This is a genomic window from Olivibacter sitiensis DSM 17696 (assembly GCF_000427965.1).
GTDB classification, from domain to species: Bacteria; Bacteroidota; Bacteroidia; order Sphingobacteriales; family Sphingobacteriaceae; genus Olivibacter; species Olivibacter sitiensis.
Genome location: NZ_ATZA01000022.1, coordinates 1 through 13,323, shown reverse-complemented (window position 1 = coordinate 13,323; position 13,323 = coordinate 1). Strand labels below are relative to the sequence as shown.

Annotated in this window: 13 protein-coding genes; 3 read left to right on the top strand and 10 right to left on the bottom strand. The window is 44.1% G+C overall.

The window, feature by feature from the left end:
• Positions 1-80 precede the first annotated feature (80 nt).
• Genes A37S_RS26300 through A37S_RS0112445 form a run of 3 tightly spaced genes read right to left on the bottom strand, consistent with a single transcriptional unit; the run spans position 81 to position 2,524 of the window.
• Positions 81-782: a DUF5683 domain-containing protein gene (locus A37S_RS26300; protein ID WP_028297266.1), complete on the bottom strand. Its 702-nt coding sequence runs from the start codon at positions 780-782 to the stop codon at positions 81-83.
• On the bottom strand, positions 782-1,726 hold the full coding sequence (locus tag A37S_RS0112450) for a ParB/RepB/Spo0J family partition protein (RefSeq protein ID WP_028297265.1): 945 nt from the start codon (positions 1,724-1,726) through the stop codon (positions 782-784). The genes A37S_RS26300 and A37S_RS0112450 overlap by 1 nt, the downstream gene beginning before the upstream one ends.
• Before the next feature lie 3 nt (positions 1,727-1,729).
• Positions 1,730-2,524, bottom strand: a complete 795-nt coding sequence (locus A37S_RS0112445; protein WP_028297264.1) for a ParA family protein — start codon at positions 2,522-2,524, stop codon at positions 1,730-1,732.
• A 204-nt stretch (positions 2,525-2,728) separates the two neighbouring features.
• Between A37S_RS0112445 and A37S_RS0112440 the strand changes: the two genes are divergently transcribed.
• The 3 genes from A37S_RS0112440 (at position 2,729) to A37S_RS0112430 (ending at position 5,792) form a co-directional block, all read left to right on the top strand.
• Positions 2,729-3,250 carry an NADPH-dependent FMN reductase gene (locus A37S_RS0112440; protein ID WP_028297263.1) on the top strand — a complete coding sequence of 174 codons (522 nt, stop codon included), beginning with the start codon at positions 2,729-2,731 and terminating at the stop codon, positions 3,248-3,250.
• Positions 3,251-3,568: 318 nt separating this feature from the next.
• Positions 3,569-4,801 carry an inositol-3-phosphate synthase gene (locus A37S_RS24605; protein WP_051293118.1) on the top strand — a complete coding sequence of 411 codons (1,233 nt, stop codon included), beginning with the start codon at positions 3,569-3,571 and terminating at the stop codon, positions 4,799-4,801.
• A gap of 166 nt (positions 4,802-4,967) precedes the next feature.
• Positions 4,968-5,792 carry a universal stress protein gene (locus tag A37S_RS0112430; protein ID WP_028297262.1) on the top strand — a complete coding sequence of 275 codons (825 nt, stop codon included), beginning with the start codon at positions 4,968-4,970 and terminating at the stop codon, positions 5,790-5,792.
• 140 nt (positions 5,793-5,932) lie between these two features.
• On the opposite strand, the gene A37S_RS0112425 is transcribed toward A37S_RS0112430, so the two are convergent.
• The 7 genes from A37S_RS0112425 to A37S_RS24595 all read right to left on the bottom strand — a co-directional run.
• A complete protein-coding gene (locus A37S_RS0112425; RefSeq protein WP_028297261.1) occupies positions 5,933-6,466 on the bottom strand; it encodes a YceI family protein in 534 nt (177 codons plus the stop codon).
• A gap of 122 nt (positions 6,467-6,588) precedes the next feature.
• Complete coding sequence (locus A37S_RS0112420; RefSeq protein WP_028297260.1) at positions 6,589-7,005, bottom strand: OsmC family protein; 417 nt, start codon at positions 7,003-7,005, stop codon at positions 6,589-6,591.
• 13 nt (positions 7,006-7,018) lie between these two features.
• On the bottom strand, positions 7,019-8,188 hold the full coding sequence (locus A37S_RS0112415) for a trans-sulfuration enzyme family protein (protein WP_211229787.1): 1,170 nt from the start codon (positions 8,186-8,188) through the stop codon (positions 7,019-7,021).
• A gap of 179 nt (positions 8,189-8,367) precedes the next feature.
• Positions 8,368-9,183 carry a uroporphyrinogen-III C-methyltransferase gene (gene cobA, locus A37S_RS24600; RefSeq protein ID WP_051293116.1) on the bottom strand — a complete coding sequence of 272 codons (816 nt, stop codon included), beginning with the start codon at positions 9,181-9,183 and terminating at the stop codon, positions 8,368-8,370.
• 139 nt (positions 9,184-9,322) lie between these two features.
• Positions 9,323-9,772 (bottom strand): RrF2 family transcriptional regulator, encoded by a 450-nt coding sequence (locus A37S_RS0112405; protein ID WP_028297258.1) that lies wholly within the window; start codon positions 9,770-9,772, stop codon positions 9,323-9,325.
• A 248-nt stretch (positions 9,773-10,020) separates the two neighbouring features.
• A complete protein-coding gene (uvrA, locus tag A37S_RS0112400) occupies positions 10,021-12,816 on the bottom strand; it encodes an excinuclease ABC subunit UvrA (protein ID WP_028297257.1) in 2,796 nt (931 codons plus the stop codon).
• A gap of 243 nt (positions 12,817-13,059) precedes the next feature.
• The coding region (locus A37S_RS24595; RefSeq protein ID WP_036602392.1) for an IS30 family transposase at positions 13,060-13,323 on the bottom strand (264 nt) is incomplete at its 5' end.

Genomic DNA, 13,323 nt, shown 5'->3' with positions numbered 1-13,323 from the left:
TGCCCTAGCTCATAGTGCTATTGCAAACCTAATACAATTTTTCAAAAGGCTATACTCAATTTTCATTAATCAACACTGGCTTATTTCAAATATAGAACGGCTTTCAGTCCAACAGTCGGAAGTGAGCTATTGAAAGCAAAAGACTGAGATGGCGGGGCAAAAAGACCGGGACTAATCTTAAAAGATAAATCTGGGCTGATATCGTATCGAAAAAAGTAGGCCGAAACATAAGCCTCTATCGCCTGAACGGCATAGAAACCAGCGGTAATAAGAATGAGGAGATCCCTATTCCTTCGCCAGTAGTCTTTATAGGGAATTAGTTGGTCTGTACGTACAAATTCATAATCGGGATTCAAGGGAACATCCTGGTTAGCCAGTCGATGCTGCACTTCAGCCAGGGTTTCCTGATAATACTTATTATTGAACCAGATATAGTATCCCAGTGTGGCAAAACCTGCGTAAATGACAGGTACCTTCACGGCGGCCCATTTCTTGTTGGTTATCTGCCCCCAACCGGGAATCATGAGTGACCTGCGGGCTGCTCTTCCGGGAAGTGCCTCTAAAGCTAGCCGGGCAGAATCTTTGAATATGGTATCCCTACGCTGCTCCGCATCGTTCCTTTTCACTTCAGGTTTAGGCCTGTTGAGGGAGTCATTCATATCAAACTCATCCCGAGTGATATCCGCTGGTCTTCTGATGGAATCACGCACTTGCGCTCTTGCGGAAAAAGCCGCAAACAGGAGAATAAAGACTGTAGCTACAAAAAAAACAACGCGGGTCATCACCAATCCAATAGTTCAAGAATACGGCTCAAGTCGTCCTCCGACGAGAAAGGGATTTCAATAGACCCCTGGGCTTTCGCTCCCTTTACATTGAGTTTTACCTTCGTAGCAAACTTGGTAGCCAAATCGTCTTCAATCTTACGTAATTGGAACGATAAAGCAGCGTCCTTAGTATTGGGTTCTTCTTTACTGCCTTGCTTTTTTTCTGCCAATTGCCGCACCAATTCCTCTACCTTACGTACGGACAAACCCTTGTTTATAATTTCCTGGTAAATAAACAGCTGTTTGTCCGCATCGGCCACGTTGATAAGTGCCCTTGCATGCCCCATACTTAATTGTCCATCGCGAATGGCTGCCTGAATGGCAGGGGGCAATTTCAATAAGCGCAAGTAGTTGGTCACTGTAGACCTGTTCTTGCTCACCCTGCTCCCCAATTCTTCCTGCTTGAGGTCGCATTCGTCTATCATGCGCTGAAAACTAAGGGCAACCTCTATGGCATTGAGATTTTCACGTTGTATATTTTCTATCAATGCCATCTCCAGCATCTGCTGGTCATTCGCCGTACGTATATAAGCTGGGATATCTTGTATTCCGGCAAGTTTGGAAGCTCTTAACCTTCTCTCTCCCGAAATCAATTGATAACTCTTGTCCCCTACTTTGCGTACCGTAATGGGCTGAATCAGTCCTTGCAGCTGAATGGAATCTGCCAACTCCCTGAGCGCCTGTTCATCAAATTCGGTACGTGGCTGAAAGGGATTGACCTCTACTTGTTCCACAGGTATTTTGCTGATAGTCCCCGGTGCCGCTGTGGTGGCCGCACCCGAAATACCAGCCACTTCATTTTGCCAATCGCCAGACGTCGCTTTGGCCTGCTTTAGTTCCTCATTGTCATTCAGCAGGGCACTCAATCCTTTCCCTAATCCTGTTTTTCGCTGTTGCGCCATGTGTTATATCTTTACCCTTTCTTGCTCCTGCTGCAATCCGTTCTTTACTAAAATTTCGCGTGCCAAATTGAGGTAATTAATAGCCCCTTTTGAGTTGGCATCGTGCATAATGACAGACACCCCATAGCTTGGGGCCTCACTGAGCCGCGTATTACGCTGTATAATGGTATCAAAGACCAAATCGTTGAAATGTGATCGTACCTCATCCACCACTTGATTGGACAAACGCAAGCGCACATCATACATCGTAAGCAATATGCCCTCTATTTCCAGAGAAGTATTGAGCCTATTTTGTACAATTTTGATAGTGTTAAGCAATTTACCAAGCCCTTCAAGCGCAAAATATTCGCATTGTACTGGTATGATGACCGAATGAGCCGCCGTAAGCGCATTGATGGTTATCAGCCCCAAAGAGGGAGAGCAGTCTATGATAATGAAATCATAGTCCTTGCTTACCTGATTAAGGACAGAACGCATCTTAAACTCCCGATCGTCCAAATTAATCATCTCTATCTCTGCCCCTACCAAATCGATATGAGCTGGCAAAAGATCCAAATTAGGTGTCTCCGTATGCTGTATGGCCTCCCTCGGGTCAATATCGTTGATAATGCATTCATAGATACTAGCCTTGATCGTCCTCGGATCAAAACCAATACCCGAGGTGGAATTGGCCTGCGGATCGGCATCTACTAGCAATGTTCTGTGTTCCAATACTGCCAAACTAGCGGCCAAGTTGATGGATGAGGTCGTTTTGCCGACCCCTCCTTTTTGATTAGCTAATGCTATTATCTTACCCATGTAACTCCTTAAAAAAAAGCGCGCCAAATAAACCAATAATGTCCAAATACGGTTAACACCCATATTTTTACATTATTCTAAAGCTTAATAAATTTTATATCTCTATTTTCGCTTTTTTAGCGCGCATAAATCAAGCTGCTAAGATACACATTTTGCAGGGTTAATTCACCAACGCTCACATAGGTTTTACACACATTATCCACAATGATTACTATTATAGCAGGGACAAATCGTCCAAACAGCAATTCACTGAAGGTAGCAAGATATTACCAAAAGAAACTGGAAGAAAAGCAAATAGGATCCGAAATACTCTCACTTGAGCAATTACCTCATGACTTTTTGTTCTCAGATTTGTATGGCAAAAGAAGCGAGGCATTTTTGCCCATCCAAGAACGCATTACTGCCACGGAGAAATTTCTTTTCATCATTCCCGAATACAACGGCAGCTTCCCCGGTGTACTTAAAGCACTTATTGATGGCTGCAGTTTTCCCGACAGTTTTTTTGGAAAAAAAGCCGCATTGGTAGGCATCAGTAGTGGAAAATATGGCAATATCCGTGGCGTGGACCACTTTACCGGTGTTTGTCACTACCTTCAGCTACATGTACTGCCCCTGAAACTACACATTTCCTATATTAGTAAGGAATTTAACGAGAACTATGACTTCTATCTGGAAGATACGCTAAAATTCACCAATCAGCAAATCGAGGAATTTATAAGATTTTAATATAGACATCAATGGTTTTGCCACTGACAGATCAGCCACTGTTCTTTCCAATTTTTAGGCGGCTCCATGCTTCATTACCGCGAGCACAGACCCTTGCAGAATAGGCCAAACGCGAAAAAACACCTAGATAAATATTTCTTATGTCAAAAAAACGTCCTTGTGCACACAGGATAAAGCAGTATTGACTATTATTGCATTAAAGTTGAAAATAATTGTGAATGTTAAATGCATTGATGCTAAATATGGAAGATTTGTACGTTCATTTCCAGTATATTTGCATATGCTTATAATCAATATCATATCATAACGAACCATATAATGAAATCAAAGGAAAACAAAATCAAGGTTGCCATTGTAGGTGTGGGAAACTGTGCCAGTTCGCTCGTACAGGGGGTGGAATACTACACCAGGCATCCTGAGAAGAAATCAGGCTTAATGGCGGATAATATCGGAGGCTACACCGCTGCAAACATTGAATTTGTCTGTGGATTTGAGGTAGACGATCGCAAAATAGGCAAGGTGCTAAAGGATGCTATCTTCGAAAAGCCCAATTGCACGATGGTACTAAACAGCGATGTCCGCTCCGAGGCTCCAATTTACCCATCTGTAGTGCTGGACGGCGTATCACCTATGATGGCGGCTCATCCAGAAGACCAACGATTTGTAGTTCGAGAGGACCTAAAAGCCACGGACATGCTGGACAAAGAGGTGAACTATGACGAAGAGCTAGTGAGCCAATATAGGCAAAATATTATAGATAGGCTCAAGCAGCACGAAGCCGAGGTACTCATCAACTACCTTCCGGTAGGCTCTCAAAAGGCCACAGAGTTCTTTGCCGAGATTTGCCTAGAGCTTGGCATCTCCTTGGTAAACTGTATTCCTGTTTTCATTGCATCCGACCCCGCCTGGGAACGTCGCTTCATTGCCGCTGGAATACCTTTGATCGGCGATGACATGCGCAGCCAGTTTGGAGCCAGTATATTGTCTCAAATGCTACAGGAACTGGCTTTTGCCCGCGGACACCATGTGAAAGCGCATATTCAGCGAAATATAGGAGGCAATACCGATTTTCTGAACATGGAAGACAAAAATCGTCTTAAATCCAAGAAGATATCCAAGGAAAATGTAATCCGCGCGCAAAACGATATTAGGGGCATTTCTACCGAAAACAGCTTTTTACATGCTGGCCCATCAGAGTACATTGCCTACTACGGGGACAATAAAGTGGCCAATTTCCGTCTGGAACTGGAAGGATTTATGGGTGCTCCCGTTATTTTGGACGCTCAATTGTCCGTGCAAGACTCTCCCAACTCTGCCGGCGTAGTCATAGATGCTATACGGTATGTATATGTAGCTAGGGAAATGGGACTCGTGGGCGCATTGAGGGGACCATCGGCCGCTACGCAAAAGACACCGCCAGAACAAATGATGTTCAGTCAAGCACTTGAGGAATGCCAAGCATTGTCTAACAGGCAATTAACCGATTCTACCATCAAACAAAGAGTTGACAATAACATATTCCAAACGCTCGAGACCGAAGAACCAAAATAAACCTGAAAGACAGGCTATCGTTTGTTCCTCTAGCTAAAGGAAGAAATATCATTTCATAACATGATATTTATCATCTAAAAACCGTTAGTATTATAGCAACTTAGCCAGTGCTATATTAAGATACTAACGGTTTTTAGTTTCTACTTTTGAATTTATACTTAAATATATGAAAACATTCATCGTAGCTACAGATTTTTCGAGCGTTGCCGAGAACGCCATAGAATATGCGGGTGCCTTGGCCCAACAAATTGGCGCCCAAGTCGTGCTATACAACTCATTTCTGTTGCCCTCTCACGCGGCCAATGCACGTCTCCATGCCAATCAGGTGCAAAAACTCATAGATGAAAACAGTGCAAAGCTGCAAAGACGAGCCGATGAGCTAGCCGCCACCTACCAGATAGAGGTAAGTACCCACGTGGGTTTCCTGAGTTTCTTAGAAGATGACCTGGCAAATTTGGCAATAGAGAAAAAGGCAGACCTACTCGTCATGGGGATGGCCTCGAAATCACTGGAGCAGGATATCTTGGGCAACACTACAACTACCGCCATCAGCAAACTAAAATGTCCAGTTCTTGCCGTGCCTCCAGGTGTCTCCTTCCATGGCATCAAAAATGTACTCTTTGCCTGCGACATGCTAAGAGGCGTACAGAAACAAGTACTTGATAGGATAAAAGAGCTGGCATCTAGCCTCGGTGCGAATATCGAGATTTTCAGCGTAAGCAAGAAATTGGTTAAATTGGAAGAGAACAGTCCCTATATGAACTCCCAAGCAGCCATCGACGAGGGCTTGGACGGTGTAAGCTATTATTACAAAAATGTCGAGTCAGGTGCCATCATCGATGAAATCAGGAAAGAAGTGCAAGCATCCAATGCCGACCTTCTCGTCATGCTGCCCAATAAATACGGATTTTGGGCTAGCTTAGTACATCGCAGCAAAACACGCATCATGGCATCCAGAAGTGCCGTTCCACTATTATCGATTCCTTTGTAAAAGTTTGTTGGTTCTTACAAAGAATGCCCCAAAAAGGAGAAAATTAAAGGTCATGAAATTTGAGGCCTAACTACTAGCTTCCTTTTTGAGGCATCCCCTTCAGTTTTTACAGAACACCAAGTATTGAAGACTCTGAAAACCTATTGTTGTTTAACGAATTGTAGATTCAATGCGATACGTATTTCATCGCCTACCACCACAGAACCAGCTTCCGTAACAGCACTCCAAGTCAGTCCAAATTCCTTACGGCTTATCTTAGACGAGGCCTCGAAACCAGCCTTGAAATTCCCGTAAGGATCTTCGGCAGTACCACCTAACTCAACCTGAAAAACAGCTTCTCTAGTCACGTCCTTGATAGTGAGATCACCTACCAGCGTATATTCATCGTCGGTTTTCTTTGTGAAAGAGGTCGACTTAAAAGTCAATTTTGGATATTTCTCGGCATCAAAGAAATCAGCACTTTTCAAGTGAGCATCACGATCTTTCATAGAAGTATCTATACTATCCGCATCGATACTAAATTCAACCTTTGCATCCGAAAAATCACTTTCGCTTTCGGAGACGATGCTCCCGTCGAAAGAAGTAAATTTACCTGTAACTGTAGAAATCACCAAGTGTTTCACCTTAAATTCTACATCTGAATGAGTGGGATCAACTGTCCATTTTATTGCCATAACACAATCTCCTTTTTGAATTTTTGTTTTATTATCTTTTTTTCCGATCAGATCACAACAAACATACCAAATATATGTTTAAACATATATTTGGTATTTGAATTACCTCCCGATGACATTTATCAGGCTACGTTTACCTCATAGGTGATGTCTACGCCGCCGGCAGCGAGCATATCGTGCACGGAGCAATACTTTTTAACAGCAAGTTCCGCTGCCTTCTTCGCCTTTTCGAGATTAATTTCTCCTTTAAGACGAAAGATGATATGGATGCTGGAAAACACTGCTGGAATGGCATCCACCCGTTCGGAATCTACTTCTATCTGTAAATCTGTCACCTCCTGTCTTTGCTTGCGCAAGATGCTCAGCAAATCCAGGGCACTACATGATCCCACGGCCATGAGCACCAACTCCATGGGCCTAACGCCAAGGGCCTGCCCTCCTATATCCGGCGATCCATCAATGGGCACAGTCGCCTTGGTCGTGTCGCTATGCCCGAGAAAATGAACAGCTTCGTTCTCCAGTTTCAATTGCACTTTCATAATCCTCTTATTTCTATTTGCTGTTTTCTAAGGCCTGTTCCAAATCAGAAACGATATCTTCGATATCTTCCAGTCCCACAGACACTCTAATCGTACCTGGATAAATTCCTATTTGCTCGCGTTCTGCGTCGCTCAATTTGGAATGCGTAGTAGATGCGGGATGTGTCGCGATGGAACGCGAGTCTCCAAGGTTAGAGGTGATCAGCACCATTTGCAATGCATCCAAAAATCGCTTCGCTCTATCAAAGCCTCCTTTAACGACAAACGTAACGATACCACCGCCTGCCTTCATTTGCTTTTTTGCCAATTCATATTGCGGATGCGAAGGCAGGAATGGATAACGCACCACTTCCACCTCTTCATTTTTTTCCAGGGCTTCGGCCACTTTCAATGCATTTTCACAATGCCTATCCATCCGAAGTCCCAATGTTTCTAGACTCTTTGACAGTATCCAGGCATTGAAAGGCGACATAGCTGGACCAGTCTGCCTAATAAAAAACATCATCTCCGCTATCAGGTCTTGGCGCCCTACCACCACTCCTCCAAGCACTCTGCCTTGGCCATCCATGTACTTCGTTGCTGAATGACTCACCAGATCAAAGCCATAAGGAATTGGTTTCTGCAAATAAGGTGTGGCAAAACAATTGTCCACACTCAGGATAATATCAGGATATTTTTTCTTAAAACTCCCAACCCACTCGAGGTCTATTAACTCCAGACCTGGATTGGATGGGGTCTCCAAAAAGATCATTTTGGTATTCTCTTGTATTGCGGCTTCCCACTCTTCGGGACGCGATGCCTCTACATAAGTGGTGCTAATTCCCCATTTGGGTAATATCTTTGTGAGAATCTGATGCGTGGAGCCAAACAAAGACCTAGAAGAAACAATATGATCTCCGCTTTTAAGTAGGGCAGCAAAGGATGCGAAAACTGCAGCCATACCCGATGCGAATGCCAGCCCTGCCTCTGCTCCTTCCAATTGGCAGACTTTCTCAATGAATTCCGTCGTGTTGGGATTAGAGTAGCGCGAGTAAACGTTCCCTTCTTCTTCTTCTGCAAAAATGGCTCTGCCTTGCTCTGCACTGTCAAATATAAAACTAGAGGTAAGGTATAAAGGTACAGCATGTTCCCTATTCTGCGAGCGTTTTGCCTGGCTACGAACCAGTTTACTTTGTTCTTTCATTATATAAATCAATATTAAAAAGGCCAACCAACCCTAGGCACGGAAAAAAGCTATTCTTACATATAGCTTGGGCTTTGAAACAAACATTCAAACCTACTAATAATTAGCGCACATTAATAAAAGAAAAGCATAAAAAAAAGCCACATTGTGTATGTGGCTTTTTTTTAAGCTTTGCGCTTTTATTTTCTTTTTTCATACAGGCACTGTGTATTCACTGCCCCTACAATGGATTCAAAGGAGTTATGCTTGGCTACGGCATCTCCAAATATCAGCAATATGGGGCCATCATCAGAAATACAGGTATCCTGCACTACCTGTTCTATATCGTCAATCACGCCCAATGCTATTTTTTCATTTTTCATGGAACCATTTTGAATGACCGCCGCTGGCAATTGCCCTTTGTCAGAAGATTGATAAATCGAAACGATCTCACTTAGCTGGTTAAAAGCAAGCAGGACCACTACAGTGGCATCACTCTGTGCAGCCCTATACATTTCTGCTGGGAGACTAGTGCCCTCCTCTGACCCACTCAATATCCACAAACTATCGCTCGTCCCATTGTGTGTCACGGGTATTCCTTGCAGGCCAGGTACGGAAATAGCACTACTTATCCCAGGCACTATAGCCGTAGGAATTCCATATTTGGCAGCGTATTCCAATTCTTCATATCCTCGGCCGAAAACAAATAAATCGCCGCCTTTCAAACGCACTACATGGCCAAAATTGATGGCATAATCCACCATTAACCTATTGACGGTGGCTTGTGAAAAATTCTCATCCCCTCTATGGCTCCCCACATATACCCTTGGTGCATGTTTAGGAGAATATTCCAATAATGATTCGTCCACCAGCGCGTCATATATTACCACATCGGCACTTTTCAAGGCTTTTATACCTTTAAGACTGATCAATTCTGGATCTCCTGGTCCTGCTCCTACCAAGGTAATGCGGGGGTCTACATATACCCTCTCACTTGTCAACTTATAGTTTCCCATTTTGTTCTCCTTCTGTCTTTGAAAACAAAGGTACAAATAATCTAGTAAACAAGTAGTCTTTAAGGGCCCTCTTTTTGGAATATCGAAAATAAACGATTTTGGTCGCTTGAGGAGGGCTAAAGGTGCGAAACGAACCTATTTAATTCTGTATACTAAGAGCTTCGCGCAACTGCTTTTCTCTATTTATCAAGTCCGCAACACTCGTATCGTTCAGTATTTGCAGCATGGCATTCCGCACTTCTACAAACGTATCGCGGATACCGCAGGTTTCCTCATTCTTACATTCGTCACATTTTCTATAGAAATTGAGGCTCACACATGGCAACAGGGCAATAGGGCCATCGGTGAGACGAATAACTTGGGACAACTTGATGTCCTCTGGCGCCTTGTTAAGGCTGTAGCCACCACCAGCTCCCTTCTTGCTATACAGAATACCTGCATTGCGCATTTCCAACAAAATTTGCTCAAGGAATTTTTTGGGAATATCCTCCTCTCCTGCTATTTTGATAATTTGCATGGGTTCGTTCCCGTAATTTTTGCCTAGCACAATAAGAGCTTTTATGGCGTATTTCGATTTTTTCGATAACATATCTACCTTGATAGAAATAAACCGCTAAAATAAGCATTTTCTCCGACATTCAACTTTGCCCTGCAAACTCGACGCACAAGCACCGACCAACCCTAACGAAAGAGCTTCTTCAACTTCGTAAGGCGATAGTCGAAGATATCCTTCGCCTCTTAAGCAAACGTAAAGCGAATCCACCACTTGTCAGAGAAGCTTTCAGGCAGGGAAAAAAGACTATCACTTTCTAAAGTAAAAGCCAATCAAGAAGTAAACTACTGGAGATAGGGCCTAAGAGCTTGTCCTGTATAGGAATCTGGCTCTTCTGCAAGATGCTCGGGAATACCGGCAAACAGAAGGTGCCCTCCTCTCTCTCCTCCCTCCGGTCCGATATCTATTACCCAATCCGCGCTTTTCACCACATCCATGTTGTGCTCAATTACCAGAATAGTATTTCCTTGTTCTATCAGAGCAGAAAAAGACTTTAGCAATTTCTTTATATCGTGAAAATGCAGGCCAGTAGTGGGTTCGTCAAATATGAATAAAGTACCCTTGCTATCATTTCCTTTCACTAAGAAATATGCCAATTTGATACGCTGCGCCTCGCCTCCTGACAGCGTATTGGACGACTGTCCCAGCTGCACGTAGCCTAAGCCGACGTCCACCAAGGGTTGCAACTTTGCCAAAATCTTAGGCTGGTCAGCAAAAAAGGCGACTGCTTCATCTATGGTCATATTCAGCACATCCGACACGTTCTTCTCTTTCCAAACCACATCCAGCACCTGCTGCTTGAAACGCTTTCCATTACATGCCTCACAAGGCAGATAAATATCGGCCATGAATTGCATCTCTATCTTCACCTCTCCCTCTCCCTGGCACACGTCGCATCGCCCTCCCTCTACATTAAATGAGAAGGCTGCGGGTTTTAGCCCCTGCGCTTTGGCCGAAGACTGAGATGCATATAAAGCTCGAATATCATCCCAAGCTTTTACATAGGTTACGGGATTGGACCTGGAAGAGCGTCCGATGGGATTCTGGTCCACAAGCTCCACCTTTTCCAACAAGGCCACGTCCCCCTCTAGCCCATCGTATATACCAGTATGCTCACCTGTATAATTGCCCGTGGCCTTTTGCAGGGCAGGATAGAGAATCCGTTTCACCAAAGAAGTCTTCCCGCTGCCAGATACACCCGTCACCACCGTAAATACATCTAGTGGAAAAGACACATCGATCCCTTTCAAGTTGTTCTCCCAAGCTCCCTTTACGACGACAGCATGCTGCCAAGGACGTCTTTGGTTCGGTACCGGAATGGTTAGGCTATGCCCTAGATATTGTCCAGTCAAACTTTTTTTATCTTTCAGTATCTCTTGGTATGTGCCGGCAAACATAAGCTGACCGCCATTCACTCCAGCTTCGGGACCAATATCAATCAAGTAATCGGCTGCCTTCATCACCTCTTCCTCATGCTCTACCACAATCACTGTGTTGCCCACATCTCTCAAAGAGCGCAATACGCCAATAAGTCGCTGCGTATCCCGCGGATGCAGACCAATACTTGGCTCATCCAATACATATATAGATCCTACCAGCGAGCTGCCGAGAGAAGTAGCCAGGTTAATCCGTTGCGACTCTCCACCGGAAAGGGTATTGCTCAGCCGATTCAACGTGAGATAGCTCAGGCCTACTTCCATAAGGAACTTCACCCGAGTAACGATTTCCATCAACAGTCGTTTGGCTATCTTCGCCTCGTTTTCGCTCAATTTGAGATTGGAGAAGAAATCATACACCTGATCCAAGGGTAAAAGCACAATTTCACTAATCGACTTCCCATTTATCTTTACATAGGAAGCATCTTTCCTTAGTCGCGAGCCGTGACAATCAGGGCAATCCGTTTTCCCCCTATACCTAGAAAGCATGACCCTATATTGTATTTTATAGGTCTGTTCTTCTAATTCTGCAAAAAATTCATTTAAGCCCCTAAAATAGCTATTCCCCGTCCAAAGAATGGCTTTCTGCTCCTTATTAAGATCGGAATAGGCCCTATGTACCGGAAAATCGAACTTGATGGCATTTCGCACCAAATGCTGCAACCATTCGCCCATTTTCTCTCCTCTCCAAGGTGCAATAGCCCCATCGTATACAGATTTGCTTTTATCCGGAATTACCAGATCAGGATCTATGCCTATCACCTTGCCATAGCCTTCACAGGTTGGACAGGCCCCATAGGGATTATTGAAACTGAAAAAATTGGGACTAGGCTCTTCGAACACGATTCCATCAGCTTCGAACCGGTAGCAGAAAGCATGTTCCTGCCCATTTTCCGAAATATAACAGTCTCCTTTACCTTCAAAAAAAGCTGTTTGGACCGAATCTGCCAATCGGCTCAAGGTTTCGTCATCCTTACTCACCCGAATACGATCTATCACGATGCGCAATTCCCCAACCTTGGCCAAGGTATTTGCCACACCACTATCTTCCAGCAAATCCTCGATCTTGGCGATTTCACCTTTATAATCTACCCGCACAAATCCCTTTTGCAGCAGCACGGCCAGCTCTTCCTTCAAGGCACGCCCATTTATAGGGATCAAGGGGCTGAAAATAGTTACTACCGTATCTTCTGGCAACGACACCATGAAATCAACTACACTGGTCACCGTGTCCTTCCGCACCTCCTCGCCCGATATGGGAGAATAGGTCTTCCCAATTCGAGCATAGAGCAACTTGAGGTAATCATAGATTTCCGTACTAGTTCCCACAGTAGATCGGGGATTGCTCGTAATGACTTTCTGCTCGATAGCAATGGCAGGAGCTATCCCTTTTATGTAGTCTACCTCAGGTTTGTTCATTCGCCCCATAAACTGACGCGCATAGGAAGATAGGCTTTCTACATAGCGTCGCTGCCCTTCTGCATATAAAGTGTCGAATGCCAAAGAGGATTTTCCAGATCCGGAAAGACCCGTGATGACTACCAGTTTGTTTTTAGGTATAGCAACATCGATGTTCTTTAGATTATTGACGCGTGCGCCCTTTATGATAATGTAGGATTTTGAATCCAGCTCTTTTCTTGCCATTAATGATTTTGTTTTTCGAAGCTAAAAAGGACAATTTCTCACTCGTTGATCCTAAAAAGTTCGACGGCGCAAAAATACGGAATTCCACGGCCAAATCTAGTGATTGGGCATACCAAAACGAAAAAACGACAGAAGAAAGATATCCGATTCGATTCAACAGGCACTTGGCTTCGCTGAGCACCGCGTGGTTCATTGTCGACCTTTCAGCTCTAACAAAACTCCAGTTATTGGACAATGGTAGATTCAACTCACCAATGCAACTTTTTTGTCTAAGGTAGCATAAAAAATGTTCTTGGGGTTCTGGTAATCTAGTTTTTTTCTTGGCCTTGCATTGATTTTGTGCTGTATCTTTCTGATATCCTGTTCATTGAATTGTTCAAAGGGCTGCTTTTTCGGTATATACTGCCTGATAAGCTTGTTGGTGTATTCGTTGAGTCCCCTTTCCCAAGAGGAATAGGGGTGGGCGAAGAAGAAATCGGCCTCCAGTTTCTTTGCGATGAGCTTGTG

Excerpts from the sequence above, each read along its gene's own strand:
- A37S_RS26300 (WP_028297266.1), bottom strand. The coding sequence starts at position 782 with ATGACCCGCGTTGTTTTTTTTGTAGCTACAGTCTTTATTCTCCTGTTT.
- A37S_RS0112450 (WP_028297265.1), bottom strand. The coding sequence starts at position 1,726 with ATGGCGCAACAGCGAAAAACAGGATTAGGGAAAGGATTGAGTGCCCTG.
- A37S_RS0112445 (WP_028297264.1), bottom strand. The coding sequence starts at position 2,524 with ATGGGTAAGATAATAGCATTAGCTAATCAAAAAGGAGGGGTCGGCAAA.
- A37S_RS0112440 (WP_028297263.1), top strand. The coding sequence starts at position 2,729 with ATGATTACTATTATAGCAGGGACAAATCGTCCAAACAGCAATTCACTG.
- A37S_RS24605 (WP_051293118.1), top strand. The coding sequence starts at position 3,569 with ATGAAATCAAAGGAAAACAAAATCAAGGTTGCCATTGTAGGTGTGGGA.
- A37S_RS0112430 (WP_028297262.1), top strand. The coding sequence starts at position 4,968 with ATGAAAACATTCATCGTAGCTACAGATTTTTCGAGCGTTGCCGAGAAC.
- A37S_RS0112425 (WP_028297261.1), bottom strand. The coding sequence starts at position 6,466 with ATGGCAATAAAATGGACAGTTGATCCCACTCATTCAGATGTAGAATTT.
- A37S_RS0112420 (WP_028297260.1), bottom strand. The coding sequence starts at position 7,005 with ATGAAAGTGCAATTGAAACTGGAGAACGAAGCTGTTCATTTTCTCGGG.
- A37S_RS0112415 (WP_211229787.1), bottom strand. The coding sequence starts at position 8,188 with ATGAAAGAACAAAGTAAACTGGTTCGTAGCCAGGCAAAACGCTCGCAG.
- cobA (WP_051293116.1), bottom strand. The coding sequence starts at position 9,183 with ATGGGAAACTATAAGTTGACAAGTGAGAGGGTATATGTAGACCCCCGC.
- A37S_RS0112405 (WP_028297258.1), bottom strand. The coding sequence starts at position 9,772 with ATGTTATCGAAAAAATCGAAATACGCCATAAAAGCTCTTATTGTGCTA.
- uvrA (WP_028297257.1), bottom strand. The coding sequence starts at position 12,816 with ATGGCAAGAAAAGAGCTGGATTCAAAATCCTACATTATCATAAAGGGC.